Source organism: Oceanobacillus locisalsi, assembly GCF_042675985.1.
Lineage (GTDB): Bacteria > Bacillota > Bacilli > Bacillales > Amphibacillaceae > Oceanobacillus > Oceanobacillus locisalsi.
This window is the reverse complement of sequence record NZ_JBHTKK010000008.1, coordinates 22910-43781: the sequence shown is the minus strand read 5'-3', so window position 1 is coordinate 43781 and position 20872 is coordinate 22910. Positions and strand designations below refer to the sequence as shown.

The following is a 20872-nucleotide window of genomic DNA, read 5'->3' as shown; positions in this document are numbered from 1 at the left end:
CTCTTCTGCATTCTTTCACTATCTGTTCAAATGTCCATAAAGATATACCGTTTAAAAAATGTTAAAATGAAAGAAAATAAGAATGTATTGATTCAAAGCTTCTATCTCCAAGAAAAAGCGCGTCTGAGGTACTCCTGCCAAGCAGCATCACGAAATGAAGCTTAACGGAAACGGATATTGTCATATTATTTATTGGAGGTTATCTTATGCAAAATCGTAATCATATTTTCTTTTATTATCATCCCCGGCAAGAAGGTGAAAAAACAAATTATTTAAAATCGCTTGCAGAACAAAATGGGCTGCATGTTGTTCCCGACTCCAAAAATGCATCGATTATTGTCAGCTTAGGCGGAGATGGCACCTTTCTGCAGGCAGTCCGCAAAACAGGTTTTCGCCAAGACTGTATCTATACCGGTATTACAGACGATGAACAAATTGGATTATATTGTGATTTTAGTATAACCAGATTTGAAGAAATGATTGATGCTGTGAAAAATAATAAAATTGAAGTCCGCCGTTTTCCGACTATAAAAGGAAGTATCAATGACGAGAAGACTTTCTATTGCTTGAATGAGGTATCTTTACGCTCGAGTATTATTAAGACAATCGTTGTCGATGTCAGAATAGACGGGGAACACTTTGAAACATTTCGTGGTGATGGTATGGTTGTATCCACTCCTACAGGAAGCACCGGTTATTCCAAATCCGCACGTGGCGCAGTCATTGATCCTTTGCTTTCCGGATTCCAGGTTTCTGAAGTTGCTTCTTTAAATAACAACAGCTACCGTACGCTCGGTTCTTCTTTTATCCTTAGCCACCATAGAAAACTGCAATTGAAGGTGGTTCAAGATGGAAATGACTACCCTATTATCAGTTTAGATAATGAAGCATGGCCGGTACAGCGGATACACAAGGTGGATATTGAAATGGATGATACCGTGATTAAAACTGTAAAAATGACAAACAACACTTTCTGGAACCGGGTGCAGCGTACTTTCTTATAGTGAAAGTTCTGCCACAATTTAAAAGCTGCCTCCGCATCAGCAGAGGCAGCTAGCCATTGTATTTTATTATTTAGTTCCGCCAAATTGTTGCTCAGCCATTGTTACTAATCTTTTTGTGATTTCTCCGCCTACTGATCCGTTAGAACGGGAAGTTGAGTCAGGACCAAGTTGAACACCAAATTCCTGAGCAATTTCATATTTCATTTGATCAAGTGCTTGTTGCACTCCTGGAACAACTAATTGATTTGAGTTATTGTTAGCCATGTTGTTCACCTCCTTGGTACTTATAGAATGTACGGATAGAGGGGAAATCATGCAATAACGTTAATGGTAATTTTTGCTTTATTTGTATGATAAAAGGATATTCAAAAGCATCTAATGACTAGTCATCGCAGTAGAGTGTTTATCGTTTATTAATTAGATACACTTTGCATTTCCTTTATTACTCAACTTTCGCACCTTAAAAAGTAGCTTCATTTCCAGAGAAACAGGAGTTGATCGTTTCTTTGTTAACTCCCTTGATAAAGAACAGAAGGTAAGGTGTCAAGCTACCGCTGATATGCTACCGCTGCGGCGGACCGTTTTGCTTGGCCGGAGCGGCGCTATGCACAATCACCAATTCCAAAATGGCCGGATATTTAACCAAAAGCAAGCATGGAAATGGTAATCATGTTCATCTTGCGATAGCAAGATATATATGCTTATTCTTAGGTGCGGAAGTTGAGCTTATTATAAAAGGTCTGTAAAATCTTCATTGAACAATGATTTCTCTGTTACTTTTATTGTCTCGATGCCATCTACCGCTTCTTGAATCGAAGGCGTAAAATCATGTTTTGATTCATAAAAATTGACTTTATCCCGTTTTGGCTTTGTCTTTGGAGACTTCGGCACAAAGATAGTACAGCAATCTTCATAAGGCAAAATCGACGTCTCATACGTCCCGATGTCCTGCGCAACCTGGATGACCTCCCCTTTATCCATCGCAACTAACGGACGAATAATTGGGTAGTTCGTAACTTCATTGATCGTATGCATGCTCTGCATCGTTTGGCTAGCGACCTGACCAAGGTTCTCCCCTGTAGCTAGCGACAAGATACCTTCTCTTTGACAAAGCTCTTCACTGACACGGAACATAACACGCCGCATAATGGTCATCGCATAATCGTTTGGCATTTCCCTGAAAATTTCCTGTTGTAATTTGGTAAACGGAACAATATGCACATTGATGGATTTTCCATATTTCGTCAACTGCTTCGCTAAATCCAACACTTTCTGCTTGGCGCGTTCACTCGTAAACGGCGGAGAATGAAAATGAATCGCTTCTAAATGAACCCCTCTTTTCATGGCTAAAAAACCGGCTACCGGGCTATCGATACCGCCTGAAAGCAAGAGCATCGACTTGCCGGATGTCCCCACCGGAAGACCGCCGCGGCACATAATCGTTCCGCTGGTAATATACGTTGCTTCTTTCCTTATCTCTACGGTTATTTCCAGATCAGGATTGTGTACATCTACTGTAATCCTTTCTGTATTTGTTAATAAATGGCTCCCCAAGATATGATTCATTTCACTAGAACGTTTCGGAAAATCTTTTTTCGTGCGGCGAACACTCATTTTAAATGTTTTTGCATCTGCTTCTTGCTGCAAAGCAAAAAGAGAAGCTTCTTTTATCGCATCCACGTCATTTTCAACACGGACAGCCAAGCTTAAACTATGAATGCCGAATACATTCTGTAATTTCTCGATAATCGGTTCAGGCGCGTTGCCATTCAGTAAAACAAACATTCTTCCCTGAGTTCTTACCACCTTCACTCCCTCAAACTCTTTCACTTTTTGATAGATGTTATCATGAAGTGTCAATATAAATTGTTTTGCATTTTTTCCTTTTAAAGCTAACTCTCCATAACGAATTAATATATGATCATATTGCATATTATCTACCTCAATACCTGTTTAAATTGTTGAATTGCTTGTTGCAACTCTTCTACAAAAGCATCCACTTCTGCTTCAGTATTCTCATAAGAAAAACTGACCCGCAAGCCGGAAGAAGCAATCTCATTTGTTTTTCCGCAAGCAGCCAGTACATGGCTCTCTGTCTGATCACGAGAGGAACACGCGGACTTTGTAGAAATATATATATCCTTTTGACTAAGGCTGTGAATAATAACTTCTGGTTTCACGCCCGGAACTGAAAAGTGAACAATATGACTGGCACCTTGTTCCGGACTATTGATTTCAATGTCTTCCATTTGAGAAAGTGCCTGCATCAATTTATCATGAAGGCTTTTTAAAATATAATTTTGCGGATTATTTTGCTTTTCTTTTATTAAACGCAATGCTTTCACAAAAGAAACAGCCCCAGCTACATTTTCCGTCCCGGAACGAATACCTGCTTCCTGGCTGCCACCGTGAAGAAGCGGATATAATTTCGCTGTATGATTAACATATAAGAGGCCTGTCCCTTTTAACCCGTGAATTTTATGACCCGAAAAAGTACATAGATCAATTCCTGTATCATCAAGTGTTAATGGAACCTTGCCTAATCCCTGTACAGCATCTACATGAAACAATACTTTCGGATGTTTTTTTAAAACATTTCCAATTTCTTCAACTGGTTGAATAGAGCCTATTTCATTATTTACATGCATCATCGTTACAAGAATCGTATCTTTCCGGATGGCTTGTTCTACTTCTGCAGCAGTAACTGTACCATCTGTCGACACAGGTAAATAAGTGATTTCAAAACCCAATTTCTCCAAACTTTTGCATGTATCATGAATCGACGGATGCTCTGCTCCGGTTGTGATAATATGCTTTCCGCGTGATTGATGTTCCAGAACCACACCTTTAATAGCTGTATTATTTCCTTCTGTCCCTCCAGAAGTAAAAATGACTGCTTCTTTGGGAACACCAATTAAATCAGCCGCCTGCCGTCTGGCCGTTTCTAATAATTTTTCTGCTTGTCCGCCCAGAGGATGGATCGATGAGGGGTTGGCAAAATAATGGGTTGATACTTTTGTAAAACTGTCAATCACATCTGGATGCGGTTTTGTGGTTGCGCTGTTGTCCAAATATATCATGGTTTTCACCTTCTTCTTTCTAAAAAACTTGGTAAAACAAAAATGTAAGGCTGGCCTAAGTAATGAGTATCTCATGCTTAGTGACAGCCTTCTCCTTTTATTTCTTATGTCAACATAACCGAAAATCTCCAGGGAGGTTACGTTTCCTTATTTCTTTCCGCCTGATACGATTCGATTTTCTTTAAAGCGCCCGGTTCCACTTCTTCTACTGCATTGGCAGCATGTTCTAATGACAGTTCATATTCATAGTTACGGAATAACCGCTCTGCTTCTTTCAGTTTCTGATGCAGGTCAGAATTATTACTCCGGTAGCGGTTGGCGTATTGAATAACCTGTTCCGTCAAAAAGGCCTGATCTAACATCTGATTTACTTGCTCATAAGCTTGATCAATGGTTTTTTTGGCTTCGTTCAATGCATATTGTACATTACTCATATCTAACGGGTAAGTTTCTAGCACTTCTATTACCTGACTATTTTTTTGTACTGCTGTTTCAAAACTGGTCCAAATATAACTCGGTACTCCCGGTATATTACTCTTTTTCAATTTTCGATGCAATTCTGTCAGCTGATTGCGCATTTCTTCTAATTTATCTCTTGCTTCCAGCTCATCTTTCCGTAAATTGGCAATCGACTTTTGGAATGCTTCATGTTCCTCTTCCAGCTCTGCAATCTTTTTAAAGCCTTCTTCCATTTCTTTTTTCAGTTCTAAATGAGTTCGTTTATCGTCTTCCATATTATTTGCTATTGCTTCCGCGTGCTGTTTTAAATCTTTGATCGCTTTGCCCATGGTTTGAAAACGTTCCATATCATCTTCTTCTAAATAATAAGCTTTTTGGATCTCTTCTACTTCTTCCTTTGCAGCTTCAAATGTAGCACTGATCTGTTGAACAGAATCCTCGTACTCCTGACTTTTTTGCTCCACATAATTTTTAGCCACTGCCTCTTCTTCCAGCGCTTCATACATTTCGGAAATGCGCGCTTCAATCTGCTGCAGCTGCTCCTCTACATCCGTTATGTCTGCCGCTTCAAGCTGAGATTCCAAGTCTTTCAACTGTTCCTGATATGTAACCATTTCTCTTTCAAAACCTAAATGTTTAATGCGATAACCGTCTTCCCGCATTTCTTTCATACCAGCGGAAAGATTTGCTAATTGAGATGGCAATTCTTGCTTTACTTTTTTAAACAGGTCGGGAAATACTTCTAATTTGTTCTCTACTTTCTCTGTACTATCCTTCAGCTCCTGAATGTTTTCATTTGCTTTTAAATAATCACCATCATCCACAAAAGCATAGTACTGATCTAGCATTAATTCCAATGCGTCAATGTCTTTATCAAATTCCTTTTCAGCCTTGCCGTATTGGTATCTGGATTGGGAAAGCATACTTCTTAATCCTTTAATCCTTGGTTTCAGCTCCTCCGCACCGCCGCGCCCGGCTTCTTCTGCACGGAGCAGTTCTTCCAATTCTTCCATAATTTCTTTAATTTCTTCTTCGTTTTTCTCCAGATGACTCTCTGTATCCTTTAAAATTTTCTTTGCTTTCGGCACCAGAAAACGGTCCGCTGCTTCTTCAGCACGCATTAAATATTTCTCCACATCAGGCAAGGATTTGGTTACGATTTTTTCCCATTCCTCTTTCCATGTTTCAAATTTCTCCAATGTCTCACCGGAAAGATTTAATGTTTTTATCTTCGCAATTTGTTTAGCGACATCTCTATCTGTGATGTCCAATTTCCAGTTTTCTAAATAATCTACCTGATCGTAAACTCGCTTCCTGATAATTAAAGCAACGGTCAAACATACAATAACCGCTAAAATAATCCCTACTACGACAGCCATACTTTGCCTCCCAACCAATAAACATCAATCATAAATATATCAATAACAATAAAATCACAGTAATATATCCTTTATAATACCATGTATTACGCTCTTTTGGCTAAAAAAAATACATTTTTCTTGCTTATTCTACATTTTTTCTTTATTATACGAAAAAATCCAGCCATTTCAAATCATTGTTGTGTAATAGTAGCATTAAATTGAATCCATTTCTGTATACTTTTGGTATATTTTTTCACAAATTGCTCGTGCGCAAATTGCCCTACGATCTGCCCTTTCCAATCCGAATGCAAAATATAAGGTGTTATCAGCATCCCCTTCAGCTGCATAAATAAATACATTTTTTCGTCATGACTGACACTTTTTCCAATTGTTTCTTGAAATAATTCTTTTAAATAATAATTTTCTTTTGCTAAATATGTAACCGTCATTTCTCTGACGAACACAGAATCAAGAGATAACTCGCGTTGAATAAAACATGTCAATTGATGATGCATTTGCTTATAATGTATAATAGTAAAAATTAATTCATTTAATCGATACATAGCTGATTCATCGCTTGTTTTTTCAAGTGACTCTTCTATTTTTTCCAAATATGCTTCATAATAATTTGTAACAGCATATTCCAGCAGGCCTTGTTTACCTTTAAAATAATAACTGATTAAGGAGACATTCACAGAGGCCCGATCGGCAATATCGCGTACAGAAGTACCATGAAATCCTTTTTGAAAGAATAGGGAGGAAGCAGCGTCAACTACTTTTTGTTTTGTTACGTTATTTTTCATTCTTCATTCAACTCCTTACTCTATTCATACGACAAAGAAGGGGAAAAATCCTTTAATCGATTGTCGACAAAAAATGTTAAAATGTCGGTATTTGTCATGTTCTTAAAGAACATCTTTATTACTATTCTACTTTCAGGAGGCAACACAATATGTTTCAACAAATGAACTATTCCGGAGAAAAAATAAAAGACTATGAGCTTCTAAGCAAACAGTTGGAGGCCTTATCCGACGGAGAAACAAACCAAACCGCACTATTAGCTAATGCATCCTCTCTTCTCAACCAATTTTTGGATGAAGTAAACTGGGTCGGATTCTATTTATCAGACAGTAACGAATTAGTCCTCGGACCCTTCCAAGGTCTCCCCGCTTGCATTCGGATCGCTTTTGGAAAAGGAGTTTGCGGAGCTGCTTTTTCCGAAAATAAAACACAACGAATAGCAGATGTGCATCAATTCCCTGGTCATATCGCCTGTGACGCTGCTTCAAATTCTGAAATTGTCATCCCGATCACAAGTAATAATGAAGTGATCGGTGTTCTAGATATTGACAGCCCGATTTACGACAGGTTTGATGCCACTGACCAGGAAGGATTAGAGAAATTCGTTACCCAGTTGGAAAAGCATTTATAAATGAAAACATATTCATTCGATATATTCATTATAACGGATACAAACGCTTGATGAATCATTTTTGCTTTAAAAAATCCTGTCTTCATGGAATCTTATATCTATGCTTGTTTTTCTTCCATTTGCTGTTGACAAGCGTACGTGTAAATTATATACTAGTTTTTGTGTAAAATAATAAAGTGGCCTGAGTGAGTCGCCGCTTGCACTCATTTTGTTCCTTTATAAGATTTTTCTTAAAAGGTGTATCGTGTAACTCTCTGCTACTGGGGCGATGGTACATGAAAACAAAATGAACAACGGAACGATCACGCGCGTTTTATTTTATGCAAATAAAACATAAAGGAGGAAATGTCCTATGTCACGTTTTACTGGATCAGTATGGAAGAAATCACGTCGTCTTGGCATTTCATTAACTGGAACTGGTAAGGAATTAGATAAACGCCCTTACGCTCCTGGTCAACATGGACCGAACCAACGCAAGAAACTATCTGAATATGGCATGCAAATGCAAGAGAAGCAAAAATTACGCTTCATGTATGGATTGAACGAACGTCAATTCCGTAACCTATTCGATAAAGCTGGTAATATGAAAGGTATCCACGGTGAGAATTTCATGATTCTTCTTGAATCTCGTCTTGATAACCTTGTTTACCGTTTGGGACTGGCTCGTACGCGCAGACAAGCACGTCAGCTTGTTAACCACGGTCATGTTACAGTTGATGGTACTCGCGTAGATATTCCATCTTATACTTTAAAACCTGGTCAAACAATCGGTCTTCGTGAAAAATCTCAAAAAATGGATATCATTGAAGAAGCGATTGAAGTAAATAACTTTGTACCAGACTACGCTACTTTTGATGCAGAGAAAAAGGAAGGAACGTATTCTCGTTTCCCTGAACGCTCTGAACTTCCAGCTGAAATTAACGAACAACTTATCGTTGAGTTCTACTCTCGTTAATAAAGACAAGCGTTATGTAACATACAAAAAAGCCTTAGAAATGTTGATGATTTCAATGTTTCTAGGCTTTTTTTGTGTGATTTCATAATGGAAGAAACAACAGGAATCTGAAAAATAGCGTAATAAAAAGTGCCGCCCCTCCATTTACGGAAGCACAGCACTTTCGATCATTCTGGAATCTAACTTTTAAATTTTAGCAGTATCTGCTTTCTCCATCCAGTCTTTCCCATCCATATGTCTGGAAACTAACATACTGGAAACTGTATCACCGGTTGCGTTAACCATGGTAGCTGGCGGATCAACAACGACACCAATAGCTGTAATGATTGGCAGAGCCTCGATTGGAAAACCATATAATGAAATAATCATCAATTCTCCGGTGAATCCGCCTCCCGGAATACCGCTCATCACAATACCGGATAGTAAACAAATACCAATAGCAGTTAAAAATGTGTCCATTCCCATAAAATCCTGGTTAAATACACCAAAAATAAAGGCAATCTTTAACATCGCTGACAAACAGGAACCATCCATGTGAATAGTAGCTCCGAGCGGCATAATCGTTTCACGGATATCTTTAGGAACTCCAATTCGTTCTGCTGCCTGCAGATTAACAGGAATGGTTGCTACACTGCTTCCTGTTCCCAGCGAAGTAGCAGCCGATCCAAGTATATTTTTCCAAAAACGGCTTACTCCTTTTTTGCCGCCGGCCAGGAATGCATAGAGCGTAAAACCTATAACAAAATACAATATGGCCACCGGGTAATAGACAATCACTGCTCTTGCATAATCCCCGATCAGCTCTGCTCCGAATTCTCCGACCAGGGAGGCAAAGTATGCGCCCAGTCCGATTGGTGCATAGTACATAATGATCTTAATTAACTTCATGAATACCTCGGAAGCACTTGTCAGGAACCTGCCAAATGTCCTTCCCTTCTCACCTGACAATCCAGTCGCCACTCCAATTAAGATGGACATGACAATCAGCGCCATCATATTTTCTCTGGAGAACAAATCAACAAAATCAGGTACGGTAAATGTATTGACGATTTGGTCGCCTATGGTTTGTTCTTCTATGTCTTCCGGGGCGCTTAATGGAATATCAACTCCTGACCCGGGTTGGAAAATCACTGTAGCTACTAGCATAAATACGGACGCAATAACCCCTGTTACGATAAACACCGTCAGCATGGAGCCCATAATTTTCCCTAACCTTTTCATGCTGTCCATACCAGCAATTGCTGAAGAAATGGAGAAAAATACAAGCGGAATAACGATCATAAATAGTAGATTAATAAACAAATCTCCAAGCGGTTGAACAATGGTTGCATCTTCCCCAAAAAATAATCCGATAAGTGCTCCAATAATTATAGAAGTTAAAAGAATGAGCGGAAACCGGTATGCTTTTAATTTTTCTAACATCTTTTTATATCCTTTCCCTTTGCAAACTTATAATAATAGAACTTATTTTATTTTACAGGAATGATGAAATAAAGAAAAGTTATGTAATATTCACTCAATTGTTTATTTCGACCTTCTTATTGTGTTATTACACCAAATAAAACAACTTTAAAAAACCGCCATTTCAGCTTCATACTAGAAATAGCGGTCATCTGACCTCCGTTGTATTTTATTTTCAGGCATGCTAAAATGAATCAACTGGCATATTGGTCTGGAGAGATGGCAGAGTGGAATCAATCGTCTTATTCCAGGCCAATATGTCAGTTTTTGATTATTTTACAGAAGCAGCGTCTTCTTTATTTTTCGATGTTTCACTGCTCAACTCCGGTTTCACCACGATTTTAATATGCTCCGGCTGCGGACCGGCTATTAATATATCTCTCGCTTCTTCTAGATCAACAACTTTAGAAATCATAAAATCTGTTGCTATTCTTCCGGTTGAAATTAAATCTGAAGCGATACGCAGTTGCCTGGCTGTTGAATCAGAAGTTCCCGTAATTGCGATTTCATTATAGTGAATGGTATTTAAATCCAGTGTCGCTTCCGGCCTTTGTTTCGGCATGCCTCCAAACACGTTGATACTGCCTCTTTTTCTCACCCATTGCAACGCATCCCCAACAATTCCAGGAACCGGTACGGCAACAATAACAACATTTACCCCTAATCCGTCGGTGATTTCTTTTATCTTTTCTGTCGGATCCTCTTCTTGTGGAGAAAATGTAATATCCGCTCCATGCTGTTTTGCAATTTCTAAACGATTTTTATCAAAATCACTCGCAATAATCTGCTTGGCGCCATTTAATTTAGCCAATTGAATATGAAATAGTCCCATCGGACCGCAACCGACGACAAGTACATTGTCCCCAAGCTTGACTTCCGCTATTTCCTGCCCGTTAATAGCACAAGATAACGGTTCACTTAAGGCAACTTGCTGTAACTTTTCACTGGAAACCTTTAAAACATTTCCAGAACGGATGGAACGTTCCGGTACCCGCATATATTCTGCAAAGCCGCCATCATAATTATATGCTGTTGCTTGCTTATGCAGACATTGATTTTCATAACCTTCCAGACATAATTCGCATTTGCCGCAAGGACTTATTGCTGCGACGATAATATGCTCGCCTTCTTCAAATTCACCTTTCCAATTTTCCCCGACTTTAACAATCGTTGAAGCAATTTCATGTCCCATAACCCGAGGCAAATCCATCCCATGAGCAGATCCGCCTGCTGCAATATTTCGAAAATCACTGCCGCAAATGGTACAAGAATTTATCTTAATCAATAATTCATTCTCATTGATTTCCGGAACAGGAATATCGTCTACTCTCATATCTTTTGGTCCATACAATCGTAATGCTTTCAATGTGAATATCCTCCTCGCATATTAACTTTGACATAACATCCCTTACATCCCCTTTAGTGCTCCTTCATTTATTCAGGTAATTATACAGATTGTTTTACTGTCTTTTCAGCAACGATGCCATCCAGTTTGCTTGTAGCATGCATCCATTCTTTAAATTGTGGATAAGCTTTCTCATACTGTTCACTGTATAATTTATAAATTTCATGGTTTTCCGGATTTGGTTCAATACGCTTCTTATAGCGGACCATATTATTGATGGCTTCATCCGCATCTTGATAAGCTCCAGCTGTAACCGTTGCCATAATTGCTGATCCTAAGCAGGCTACCTGATTTGATTCCGGCACATTAATGGGCAAATTGCTTACATCTGCGTGAATTTGCAAAAACAAGTCACTATTCGTTGCTCCGCCCGCTAAATAGAGCTCTTCAACTGGAATGCCGTTCTCTTTAAAGTTTTTAATATTCAATTCTGTACCATAAGCAATCGCTTCCATAACTGCCCGGTAAATATGCGTACGGGTATGCTTTAAGGTTAACCCGGAAATAAATCCGCGGACATTCGCATCTACATAAGGGGTACGATTACCTTGCCAGTATTCTAATACAAGCAGTCCTTCTGATCCCGGCGGAAGTTCTGCCGCTTCTTTGTTTAATAAGTCATAAATACTGACGCCTTGCTGTTCAGCCTCTTTTTCAATATCTTTCCCAAAATGTGTTTTAAACCACTTCAAAACCGATCCCGAAGAAGCCTGACCGCCCTCAGCCAACTTCATCCCCGGGAAGACAACACCTGGGTACGTTCCGAATATGCCTTCTTTATGAATCGTTTTATCTGTAAATGCTAAATTACAATGAGAGGAACCTGTGATAAGTGCCATTTTCCCGGGTTTGGTCACACCAAGACCAATCATTCCATTTAAGCAATCTACTCCGCCCTGGCCAACTGGTGTCCCTTCTGCTAATCCTAAATGCTCTGCTGCATAGGGGGAAAGACCGCCTATATATTCGCCCAGGTATTTCATTTCTTCCGGCAGTTTCTCAAAAATATCTTCTAAACCGATTGTTTTATAAAAATCTGCAGGAACGCCTCCTTTTTCTTCATCATAATACCATCTAAAAATTGTCGTACTTGCGGAACCTGTATTCTTTCCAGTCATCATAAACGTGTACCAATCCACATAATCCATAATTTTTTCTGTTTTATGGTAAATCACCGGTTCATGCTTTTTTACCCATAATACTTTACTCGGCATCCATTCAGCAGAAACATTTCCAAAACCATTATATTTCAATGCTTCATGACCAGTTGCCGCTATTTCTTCTGCCTCCTCTGAAGAACGGATATCCATCCAGATAACCGCTTTTCTTACGGGGCTTCCATCCTTTTTGCAGAACACAACACTGGAACAAGTCGTATCCAAACCAATACTAATAATTTCCTCTTTTGTAGCATTCGCATCTTGCATTGCTTTTTTAATACTTTCTGCTAAAGATGCCCACCAATCATTCGGATTCTGTTCAGCCCACCCTGGTTTCGGGTAATAGGTTTTATAAGAGGTGATTCCTTCCCCTACTTCATTCCCCTTCAAGTCAAAAATTCCTGCCCGAACACTTTCTGTCCCGCCGTCAATACCAATAACAAGCTCTCTTTTCACAATGAACCTCTCCTCTGTATCAGCTTTTTAAAGCGTATTTATATAGGCACTAACCGGGCTGCACTTTCAAGATATTTTTACTGATAAATATCAAAAATAACCCGCATTCAGCTACTTCAACTCTATCTCCGGTTCTACCTGCTGTTTTCCATCCTCCTTTAGGCTTCTCAACAAATAAGCTGCCACATGTTCATCCGTAATAAGCGTATCCACCCATCCCCCTGCAAGCGCTGAAGCAATGGCTTCTTTCTTATGGCTGTTTCCAGATAATAATACAATTTTGGAATGCTGACTGATTTGTTCAATACTTGGTCCAATTACCCTGTTATGAATATCAATATCGGGAATGCGTCCTTCTGAATCAAAGAACCAGAAAGCCACTTCTCCAATTACATTGGCTTCTTTAGATTGTTTCTTTTCGTCATCTGTTAATAAATGAATATGGGCTTGAGAAGATGATTCCACTCCTACACTAATAAAGGTAATATCTGTCTCCAAGGATTTTTGAAATACATTTTGAACCGTCAAATCACTCAGAATAGACTCTTTTAAGTCTTCATTGGACACAATTGCGGGCGCATATAAAGGAAAACACTTCGCTCCCAATTTCTCCGCAACTCTCTGGGAAATGGTATTCGCATCCAGGCCATATCCCATCTTCGGCCAATTACCTCCCATAATTGGAACAACTTCACAGTCAATTTGCTGCTCATCTCCCAAATAAGAAGTTAGTTTTTTTAATGTTTCCCCCATGGAAAAACCAACAGTCATCCCTTCCCTCACATGATTCAAAAGGTAGTCTGCTCCGGCCTGCCCCAAGGAATTTAATATATTTTCCTCTTTGGTCGAATATACTGGGGCAACAATGGCTTCACTTATTCCAAAAGCTTCTTCCAATTGCTGCTCTAAATCAAAACAACGTGTAACAGGAATGCTCACATTTATCTGAACAATACCTTGTTCCCGCGCTTCTACTAACAGCCTTGATATTTTACTTCTTGAAACATTGATTTCCTGTGCAATACCATGCTGGGACATATTATCGTTATAATACATATATGCAATTTTTGATAATAACCTCAAATCTACTTTAGACATAATGAAATACAGCCTCCTGCTTATATGAAATACTCATTTTTTCTTAATCATATCACTCCTTTATTATTTTTTGAACGAGGTTATTATCATATACAATTTGAACAAATGTGCAAATTAATAATCATTTGTTCATTTTTCATCAGTATAAAAGAATGGCGCTTAAATGTCAACGCTTTCATTTTAAATTTTTAATTTAATTTTTCCAAATTAATTGAAAAAAACATGCTTGTAATTATCATTTGGAAAGAATATAATGCTAATTTCTTTTTACTCAACTTTCGCACCTAAGAATAAGCATATATATCTTGCTATCTCAGGATGAACATGATTTCCATTGTCATGCTTGCTTTTAGTTAAATATCCGGCCATTTTGGAATTGGTGATTGTGCATAGCGCCGCTCCGGCCAACCACTCCGCTTTCCATGGGGACGGCTTCAGCTAACTTGAAAAGAAGACCGCTTTTCAAGTGGATCTTCAGCTCGCCCTGTTCCCATAGGAGTCTCCGTGGTTGGCCTGCGCTCTAATAGGACGCTACAGCGCTTAGCAGAAATAACAACCTGATGAAGTTAGATGAATAATGGCTTTCATGCACAGAAAGGAATGATTGCTGATTATTTTTACCACGCAGCTCGAAAAATTTGTTCTGTCTGATCTAACTTTTTTGTTCATCTTTTTCATGCATAGAAAATCTCGCTAGCGGAGGCGGACCGTTTTGACTCCTGAGGGATCAGCACCATCTGAAGATCCACTTTTGCCAAGCGCTCTTCTTGGCAAAAGTTAGCTGAAGAGCGTGCCCCTAGGAAAGCAAAACGGTCCGACGCAGCGGTAGCCTTACACCTTACCTTCTATTCTTGTTAAGGGAGTTAACAAAGGAACGATCAACTCCTGTTTCTCTGGAAATGAAACTACTTTTTAAGGTGCGAAAGTTGAGTTATTATGACTATTTTCGAAAAGTTTTCATTCGTAGTGATATAAAAGGTTTGAATCACCCTTGCCAAATCTATCTAACGCAGTGTATAATTAATTTATTAAGAAGCTTACATATTTATTTACTATACAACGAGCCGTTAGTTCAGCGGGAGAATACTTCCTTGACAGGGAAGGGGTCACAGGTTCAAATCCTGTACGGCTCATCCTATGAAGCCACTTCATTTATTTTGAAGATGGCTTTTTATTATCCCCTCTTCCTCCACCCGCTTCTACGCGAAAATAAGTTTCAAATTTTTCCTTCTTCAAGTGACAGTATAAACATACAATGATAGACTGTTTCTATACAACAAGAAAACGGAGGTGGAAAATTTGGGCAGAAAAGGAAAGATGTTTGAAAAAGAAATAAACAGCTCCTTTTTAGAAGAAACGATGACCTTACAGATTTATCATCCGGAAACATTTTCGGAAACGCATAAATATGATATCTGTATCATGCAAGATGGAAAAGATTACTTTCAGATGGGAAGAGTCGCTACATTAAGTGATAAACTTCATGATGAAGAAGTACTGCATAATGTTGTTTTTGTGGGGATTCATTACAAAGATAAGTATGATCGCAGAAAAAAATATCACCCGTCTGGTGAGCAGAATGAGGATTATATCCAATTTCTCGTACGTGAAGTTGTGCCATACTTAGATGAATTAATTCCGACACCGCAGGCAGGAAAAACCCGTTCGATTATCGGGGACTCGTTAGCAGGAACGCTTGCATTGATGACAACTATGAAATATCCGCATCTATTTAAAAAAGCAGGACTGCAATCACCGTATGTTGATGATACCGTCTTAACTTATGTAGAGGAAACCTCTTCTTTGTCTGCGCTGGATATTTATCATACAATCGGAACAAAAGAAACCGACGTGCATATGAGTGACGGAAAGACAGCTGATTTTGTCGAACCGAACCGTAAGTTACATCAAGCACTGGAAAAATCAGATGCCGTTTATACTTACTATGAGTTAGCGGATGGTATCCACACATGGAAGTATTGGCAGAATGACATGCGCCGTCTGCTTACCACGTTATTTGATTAAAATTTCTATTTTCTTTTTCTTTTGCTATACTAATGTAAATGCAGTTTATATCATTTATACCAAAACATATACTGGGAGGTTGTGTGAATGAAATACGGAATCGCTATTTTTCCTTCAAAAACTGTGCAGGACCAAGCCAATGCATTAAGAAAGCGTTACGATCCAAGGTACTCTTTAATCCCTCCGCATATTACATTGAAGTACCCGTTCGAGACCGGCCCGGAGGAAGTAGATGAAGTTGTGCAGACACTGCATCACATTGCCGAAAGTGTCGATCCTTTTTATATTCATATCAACAAAGTCAGCACTTTCGAACCGGTAACAAACACCATTTATTTAAAAATTGAACCAGTCGAACAATTAAAAGCACTGAATGAGCAGCTGCAGCAAGGAGTTTTTGAAAATAATCAAACACATTCATTTGTACCGCATATTACCATTGCACAGGACTTAGAGCACGATGAGTTCTCGGATATCGTAGGCAGATTAAAAATGGAAGGCTTTGCACTTCAAGATTATATTGACCGCTTCCAACTGTTATATGAATTAGAAAATGGCTCCTGGACAGTGTATGAAACATTTTTATTAGGAAAGGATTAACATATTCATGCTCGTGAAGACAGCTAAGACACCAGAAGAATTACAAGACGTCTACCGAATTCGCAAGGAGGTCTTTGTTGAAGAACAAAACGTCCCGCCAGAATTAGAAATCGACGCATTTGACCAATCAGCAACGCATTTTATCGCTTATGATGAAGAAACACCGGTTGCTGCCGCCCGCCTGCGAATCACAGATGAAGGTTATGGAAAATTAGAACGTATCTGTGTAGTGAAATCCCATCGCGGGAAGTCGATTGGCAAAAAGATCATGCAAAAAATGGAACAGGAAATAAACCAGCAAGGCTTTCATAAAGCAAAACTAAATGCACAAATACATGCACAGGATTTTTATCAAAAGCTGGGCTATGAGGTGACATCTGGAGAATTTATGGATGCAGGTATTCCCCATGTCACCATGATTAAAAATGTATAATGTTATGGATGAGGACGCTTATTTCTTTAAGGATAAGCGTCCTTTTTACATTTTTCCGCTCCTTCTGTACACAATATAGAATATAGTTGAAATGAAAAAGGAGCGTATCATATGTCTAGTTACTTAAGTATGTTTGCAGAACTAATTTTCGGCTTATTTGCTTTATTTATCATCACAAAGATATTAGGGAAAACACAAATCTCACAAATCACCCCATTTGATTTTATTTCTGCCCTGCTGTTGGGAGAATTAGTCGGGAATGCGCTATTTGACCCCAATGCCGGTATACCGGAAATAGCATTTGTTGTAGTCATTTACGGCTTTTTCTTATATGTGATTGAAATTATTTCCCAAAAATATAAACGAACCCGTCATATGCTTGAAGGAAGTCCAACCATTGTTATTCATCGTGGAAAGTTGGTTCGTGACATGATGAAAAAAACCAAATTGGACATTAACCAGCTGCAGCATCTGTTGAGAGAAAAAGAAGTCTTCTCTATCAGTGAGGTCGAATTTGCCGTCCTGGAAGCAAATGGAACAGTATCGGTTCTGAAAAAAGCAGATTATCAAACCCCTACACGTAAAGATTTAAAATTATCTCCTACCGATGTCACTTTACCAATCACGCTTATCAATGACGGAGAAATCATTAAAGACAATCTGGAAGAGAAAAACCTGCCTGTATCCTGGCTGGAAGAAACGATTCGTGAACAGGGATACAATGATATTTCGGAAATTTTTTATGCGGAATACGCAAAAGGAGAACCCTTATACATTGTTCCTTTCTATAATCGAAACCACCTCAAGTATGACGATCTTGACTGATGTGGTTTTTTGCTAAAAAAGAAGCATTCCTCTATAAAGGAGTGCTTCTATCATACATATTTATTAACATGTTTTCCTTTTCCGGTAAGCAATGATGCATCCAATGGTACATTCAAAGGTTTCTGAGGCTCAGGCCGATTGCGGTAAAAACGGTCGTAAGTTGCATTTAATTCTTGATGTCTCCGTTCAAGTTGAACTTTAAAAGGAGCTTCCACATGATCAGCTTTTTTCTGGGCCGGCTGTATTCTCTGATGATAATCAACATACTGTGAAGTCTGGACCGGAAGTATATATCCCATCCTCTCCACCTCCTTCGTGTAGTCACCTATATATACCCTTTCTCAGAAAATTGAAACCGTTTTTTATATATTATATACAAATATTTTCCGTTTGTATAGTCAGAATTTTATTTTAATTGATTTAGTTATTCACCTTGGCTACACACGCCCACACCAACATAGTAAAGACACATATCCTGTAAGGAAAGTAAATTCAAATTGTGAAAGGAGCAATTTCTCATGGGTTGTGGAAAAAGTTACGATACCGGAAGTTGTGTTGTAGATATTTTAAAAGATATTGTTGATGCTCAAAATGACATTGTAGAAAATTGCTGTGATACGAGCTGCGAACAATCAATTAACGACCTTTTATGTACCAATGAGGTAACCAATGATTTAGACACCGTACCTGTTATTTTATACTGCAAGGATTGTAAACCTTTTAAAGGTTTCGGCACAACAAAAAACCATCACAACAAAATGAATCCAATCTTATCCAGCTTTATTTTCAGAGTAAAGAAAGTAGATAAAGATAATTGTGCTATTCTTGAATTATTACTCAGTGATGGGGAAAGCTGCGGTTATGACCAAATGAAGGATCCGACAGAGCAAAATACAGAGGATTTGGAAGCAACAGGTATTTGTATTACTGTCGATCTAAACTGTTTCTGCCATGTTACCTGCTTGCCGGCAATCAGAGCATTTCACTAAACACAAGGAAACATGTTTGTAACAGACAATAGTAAAACGAAAAAGACACCATCCAGGTAATAGCAGCCTGGACGGTGTCTTTTAAAAACCCAATAATTGAATATTTTCAATATCTTGCATCGGGATTTTAATGCTGTTTTTCCGGGTACTTAATTGCAAAAGCAAAATATCTTTTTCTTTTTCTCGGATAATTCCCCGATATTTCTTCTTAGAATTTACAGTGACTTCACATTTTATTGGCGGAGCAAACTCAGAGCGGTTTGTTAAATAATCAATTTTTTCGCTGATTGTCATTTCCATAAATTTCTTCTTACTTGATTGTTGTTCCTCTTTTGGTTTAGCGTTATCAACATGGCTTCTATTAGGTTTGGAAGGAGCTTTTTTTACAGGCGGTACATGACTTGAATCTGTTTTTCTTTCTCTTCCGGAATCACCAAAATAATGCTCCTGCATTGGTGCTGCAGATTCTTTCAATTGAGGTTGACTAATATAAAGTAAAGGAGATTGCGCTTTATTTTTATTGGTCATCGGTCCTGACACCCTTTCTCAGCTTATCTTGTATAGTGTATGAACCTATAATTTGTTTTGTGTCAAACGCGTCATTGCTCTTTTTTCCAGAGAAAAAGGACTGCCCAATACAGGACAATCCTTTTCAACGAAACGTTTAAATTAAATAGCTCATAAATGCTGTTGCCATTCCAAAGTAAATCAGGGTTGAGATAAGATCATTAATAGTTGTGATAAAAGGTCCTGACGCTACCGCAGGGTCAATATGCAACCGATTCATTATCATCGGAATCACTGCACCTGCCAATGTTGCTACTAAAAGAGAACCCGTAATAGATAAACCTAAAAGAATGCCTAAATAAATATTGCCTTGCCAGATAAAAATAATAGCAGCAAGAATAAGTCCACAGAATAATCCATTGATTAACCCTGTTAAAGCTTCCCTGCCCAAAAGTTTCCATTTACCTGTGTTTTCAAACTCACCAGTTGCCATTCCGCGTACAGCTACAGCAAGTGCCTGTGTTCCTGAATTACCAGCTGTTCCTCCAATCAAAGGTATAAAAGCAGCTAAAATAGCTACTTGTTCTAAGGTTTCTTCAAAACTGGCAATCAAAGTAGCCGTTAACATACCTAAGAATAACAAGATAACCAGCCAAGGCAATCTTTTTCTTGCAGAACGAATCGCTGTGTCGTCTTTAATATCCGTGTTAGATACCGCCGCCAATTTGGAATAGTCCTCACTTGCCTCTTCTTCCATAACGTCTAAAATATCATCGACAGTAATAATACCAAGAAGATGGTCTTGAAAATCAACTACTGGAAGTGCAAGAAAATCATAATCTCTAAACATCTGTGCAACATCTTCCTGGTCTTTTGCAACAGATACAGCAACCACTTTTGTACTCATGATTTCTTTAATCTGTGTATCGCTATCCGCAATAATCAAATCCCGGATAGATAAAACACCGACTAAATGTTTATCATCATCGAGGACAAACAAATAATAAATGGTTTCTGCATCTGGCGCTTCTTTTTTCAACTGCCCCATTGTCTCAGCAACGGTCTGCTTTTCAAAAAGGACAACATATTCTGTGGTCATGATACTGCCGGCAGTTTTTTCTTCGTAATGCAGCAGCTGTTTAATATCATCCGCAGATTCTTTATCCATGATGGTTAAATAACTGACCACTTTTTCTTTATCCAATTCATTTAAAATATCGACGGCATCATCGACAGGCATCTCTGCAAAAATCATCGCAGCATATCTCGGATCCATCTCCTCAAAAAACGCCGTTACATCATCTAAATCAATATTAATTAATATCTCTGACATTTCTTCAGGAGATAAATACGTGTATATCTGCGCTCTATATTCTGCCTCCTGCTGCTGGAAAAATACAGCCTGATCATATGGATGAATTTCCAGAAATTCTGTCCGAAACTCCTCCAAGTTCTCCATATCCAGTGCTTCTTGCACTTTATCAATATGTTCCTGAAATTGCTCTTTATATTGAGCATCGTATTGATCGGTTCTCATCGCAAATCCTCCTTTCTTTCAACGGTTTGTTTATTCTTACACATCCTACCCTATTTTACAAGATGCGAAACAAATAGCAAGTCCA

20 protein-coding genes and 1 tRNA gene are annotated in these 20872 nt (G+C 38.6%); 9 read left to right on the top strand and 12 right to left on the bottom strand.

All coding sequences use genetic code 11. The annotated features are described in order from the left end of the window. The first annotated feature begins 206 nt into the window (after positions 1 to 206). Positions 207 to 1004, top strand: coding sequence for an NAD kinase (locus ACFQ19_RS08355; protein ID WP_379591624.1), 798 nt, complete (start codon positions 207 to 209; stop codon positions 1002 to 1004). 66 nt (positions 1005 to 1070) lie between these two features. Here ACFQ19_RS08355 and ACFQ19_RS08350 read toward each other — a convergent pair whose 3' ends face one another. The 5 genes from ACFQ19_RS08350 to refZ form a co-directional block, all read right to left on the bottom strand. After that, entirely contained in the window at positions 1071 to 1268 is a 198-nt protein-coding gene (locus tag ACFQ19_RS08350; protein WP_080874946.1) for an alpha/beta-type small acid-soluble spore protein, read from the bottom strand. A 465-nt stretch (positions 1269 to 1733) separates the two neighbouring features. After that, a complete protein-coding gene (thiI, locus tag ACFQ19_RS08345) occupies positions 1734 to 2936 on the bottom strand; it encodes a tRNA uracil 4-sulfurtransferase ThiI (RefSeq protein ID WP_379591623.1) in 1203 nt (400 codons plus the stop codon). Positions 2937 to 2941: 5 nt separating this feature from the next. After that, entirely contained in the window at positions 2942 to 4084 is a 1143-nt protein-coding gene (locus ACFQ19_RS08340; protein ID WP_379591622.1) for a cysteine desulfurase family protein, read from the bottom strand. Between the two features lie 137 nt (positions 4085 to 4221). Further along, on the bottom strand, positions 4222 to 5922 hold the full coding sequence (gene ezrA / locus ACFQ19_RS08335) for a septation ring formation regulator EzrA (RefSeq protein WP_379591621.1): 1701 nt from the start codon (positions 5920 to 5922) through the stop codon (positions 4222 to 4224). Positions 5923 to 6095: 173 nt separating this feature from the next. Further along, positions 6096 to 6707 carry a forespore capture DNA-binding protein RefZ gene (gene refZ / locus ACFQ19_RS08330; RefSeq protein WP_379591620.1) on the bottom strand — a complete coding sequence of 204 codons (612 nt, stop codon included), beginning with the start codon at positions 6705 to 6707 and terminating at the stop codon, positions 6096 to 6098. A 149-nt stretch (positions 6708 to 6856) separates the two neighbouring features. Here refZ and ACFQ19_RS08325 point away from each other — a divergent pair, with 149 nt between their 5' ends. Further along, complete coding sequence (locus ACFQ19_RS08325) at positions 6857 to 7336, top strand: GAF domain-containing protein (RefSeq protein ID WP_379591619.1); 480 nt, start codon at positions 6857 to 6859, stop codon at positions 7334 to 7336. Positions 7337 to 7688: 352 nt separating this feature from the next. Continuing rightward, a complete protein-coding gene (gene rpsD, locus ACFQ19_RS08320; protein WP_379591618.1) occupies positions 7689 to 8291 on the top strand; it encodes a 30S ribosomal protein S4 in 603 nt (200 codons plus the stop codon). A gap of 186 nt (positions 8292 to 8477) precedes the next feature. On the opposite strand, the gene ACFQ19_RS08315 is transcribed toward rpsD, so the two are convergent. From ACFQ19_RS08315 to ACFQ19_RS08300, 4 genes are all read right to left on the bottom strand, one after another. Beyond that, complete coding sequence (locus tag ACFQ19_RS08315) at positions 8478 to 9713, bottom strand: dicarboxylate/amino acid:cation symporter (RefSeq protein WP_379591617.1); 1236 nt, start codon at positions 9711 to 9713, stop codon at positions 8478 to 8480. 310 nt (positions 9714 to 10023) lie between these two features. Then, positions 10024 to 11118, bottom strand: a complete 1095-nt coding sequence (locus ACFQ19_RS08310) for a zinc-binding dehydrogenase (RefSeq protein ID WP_379591616.1) — start codon at positions 11116 to 11118, stop codon at positions 10024 to 10026. 80 nt (positions 11119 to 11198) lie between these two features. Then, complete coding sequence (locus ACFQ19_RS08305) at positions 11199 to 12773, bottom strand: FGGY-family carbohydrate kinase (protein ID WP_379591615.1); 1575 nt, start codon at positions 12771 to 12773, stop codon at positions 11199 to 11201. Positions 12774 to 12884: 111 nt separating this feature from the next. After that, positions 12885 to 13871, bottom strand: coding sequence for a sugar-binding transcriptional regulator (locus ACFQ19_RS08300; RefSeq protein ID WP_379591614.1), 987 nt, complete (start codon positions 13869 to 13871; stop codon positions 12885 to 12887). Positions 13872 to 14932: 1061 nt separating this feature from the next. Between ACFQ19_RS08300 and ACFQ19_RS08295 the strand changes: the two genes are divergently transcribed. From ACFQ19_RS08295 to ACFQ19_RS08275, 5 genes are all read left to right on the top strand, one after another. Continuing rightward, a tRNA-Val gene (locus tag ACFQ19_RS08295) sits at positions 14933 to 15004 on the top strand. A 166-nt stretch (positions 15005 to 15170) separates the two neighbouring features. Next, the gene (locus ACFQ19_RS08290; RefSeq protein WP_379591613.1) at positions 15171 to 15896 is read left to right on the top strand and encodes an alpha/beta hydrolase; all 726 of its coding nucleotides are present in this window, start codon (positions 15171 to 15173) and stop codon (positions 15894 to 15896) included. 87 nt (positions 15897 to 15983) lie between these two features. Further along, positions 15984 to 16496, top strand: a complete 513-nt coding sequence (locus ACFQ19_RS08285; RefSeq protein WP_379591612.1) for a YjcG family protein — start codon at positions 15984 to 15986, stop codon at positions 16494 to 16496. A 7-nt stretch (positions 16497 to 16503) separates the two neighbouring features. Next, on the top strand, positions 16504 to 16929 hold the full coding sequence (locus ACFQ19_RS08280) for a GNAT family N-acetyltransferase (protein ID WP_379591611.1): 426 nt from the start codon (positions 16504 to 16506) through the stop codon (positions 16927 to 16929). A gap of 111 nt (positions 16930 to 17040) precedes the next feature. After that, positions 17041 to 17754: a YetF domain-containing protein gene (locus ACFQ19_RS08275; RefSeq protein WP_379591610.1), complete on the top strand. Its 714-nt coding sequence runs from the start codon at positions 17041 to 17043 to the stop codon at positions 17752 to 17754. 50 nt (positions 17755 to 17804) lie between these two features. Here the strand turns inward: ACFQ19_RS08275 and ACFQ19_RS08270 are convergent, their stop codons facing one another. Next, positions 17805 to 18053, bottom strand: coding sequence for a hypothetical protein (locus tag ACFQ19_RS08270; protein ID WP_379591609.1), 249 nt, complete (start codon positions 18051 to 18053; stop codon positions 17805 to 17807). A 219-nt stretch (positions 18054 to 18272) separates the two neighbouring features. Between ACFQ19_RS08270 and ACFQ19_RS08265 the strand changes: the two genes are divergently transcribed. Further along, complete coding sequence (locus ACFQ19_RS08265) at positions 18273 to 18743, top strand: CotY/CotZ family spore coat protein (protein ID WP_379591608.1); 471 nt, start codon at positions 18273 to 18275, stop codon at positions 18741 to 18743. An 81-nt stretch (positions 18744 to 18824) separates the two neighbouring features. Here the strand turns inward: ACFQ19_RS08265 and ACFQ19_RS08260 are convergent, their stop codons facing one another. Both ACFQ19_RS08260 and mgtE read right to left on the bottom strand, forming a co-directional pair. Continuing rightward, entirely contained in the window at positions 18825 to 19271 is a 447-nt protein-coding gene (locus tag ACFQ19_RS08260; RefSeq protein ID WP_379591607.1) for a CotO family spore coat protein, read from the bottom strand. 136 nt (positions 19272 to 19407) lie between these two features. Beyond that, complete coding sequence (gene mgtE, locus ACFQ19_RS08255) at positions 19408 to 20787, bottom strand: magnesium transporter (protein ID WP_379591606.1); 1380 nt, start codon at positions 20785 to 20787, stop codon at positions 19408 to 19410. Between the last annotated feature and the right edge of the window lie 85 nt (positions 20788 to 20872).

Excerpts from the sequence above, each read along its gene's own strand:
- ACFQ19_RS08265 (WP_379591608.1), top strand. The coding sequence starts at position 18,273 with ATGGGTTGTGGAAAAAGTTACGATACCGGAAGTTGTGTTGTAGATATT.
- rpsD (WP_379591618.1), top strand. The coding sequence starts at position 7,689 with ATGTCACGTTTTACTGGATCAGTATGGAAGAAATCACGTCGTCTTGGC.
- ACFQ19_RS08260 (WP_379591607.1), bottom strand. The coding sequence starts at position 19,271 with ATGACCAATAAAAATAAAGCGCAATCTCCTTTACTTTATATTAGTCAA.
- ezrA (WP_379591621.1), bottom strand. The coding sequence starts at position 5,922 with ATGGCTGTCGTAGTAGGGATTATTTTAGCGGTTATTGTATGTTTGACC.
- ACFQ19_RS08325 (WP_379591619.1), top strand. The coding sequence starts at position 6,857 with ATGTTTCAACAAATGAACTATTCCGGAGAAAAAATAAAAGACTATGAG.
- ACFQ19_RS08315 (WP_379591617.1), bottom strand. The coding sequence starts at position 9,713 with ATGTTAGAAAAATTAAAAGCATACCGGTTTCCGCTCATTCTTTTAACT.
- ACFQ19_RS08275 (WP_379591610.1), top strand. The coding sequence starts at position 17,041 with ATGTCTAGTTACTTAAGTATGTTTGCAGAACTAATTTTCGGCTTATTT.
- thiI (WP_379591623.1), bottom strand. The coding sequence starts at position 2,936 with ATGCAATATGATCATATATTAATTCGTTATGGAGAGTTAGCTTTAAAA.
- ACFQ19_RS08350 (WP_080874946.1), bottom strand. The coding sequence starts at position 1,268 with ATGGCTAACAATAACTCAAATCAATTAGTTGTTCCAGGAGTGCAACAA.
- ACFQ19_RS08300 (WP_379591614.1), bottom strand. The coding sequence starts at position 13,871 with ATGTCTAAAGTAGATTTGAGGTTATTATCAAAAATTGCATATATGTAT.
- ACFQ19_RS08280 (WP_379591611.1), top strand. The coding sequence starts at position 16,504 with ATGCTCGTGAAGACAGCTAAGACACCAGAAGAATTACAAGACGTCTAC.
- ACFQ19_RS08355 (WP_379591624.1), top strand. The coding sequence starts at position 207 with ATGCAAAATCGTAATCATATTTTCTTTTATTATCATCCCCGGCAAGAA.
- ACFQ19_RS08270 (WP_379591609.1), bottom strand. The coding sequence starts at position 18,053 with ATGGGATATATACTTCCGGTCCAGACTTCACAGTATGTTGATTATCAT.
- mgtE (WP_379591606.1), bottom strand. The coding sequence starts at position 20,787 with ATGAGAACCGATCAATACGATGCTCAATATAAAGAGCAATTTCAGGAA.
- refZ (WP_379591620.1), bottom strand. The coding sequence starts at position 6,707 with ATGAAAAATAACGTAACAAAACAAAAAGTAGTTGACGCTGCTTCCTCC.
- ACFQ19_RS08340 (WP_379591622.1), bottom strand. The coding sequence starts at position 4,084 with ATGATATATTTGGACAACAGCGCAACCACAAAACCGCATCCAGATGTG.
- ACFQ19_RS08285 (WP_379591612.1), top strand. The coding sequence starts at position 15,984 with ATGAAATACGGAATCGCTATTTTTCCTTCAAAAACTGTGCAGGACCAA.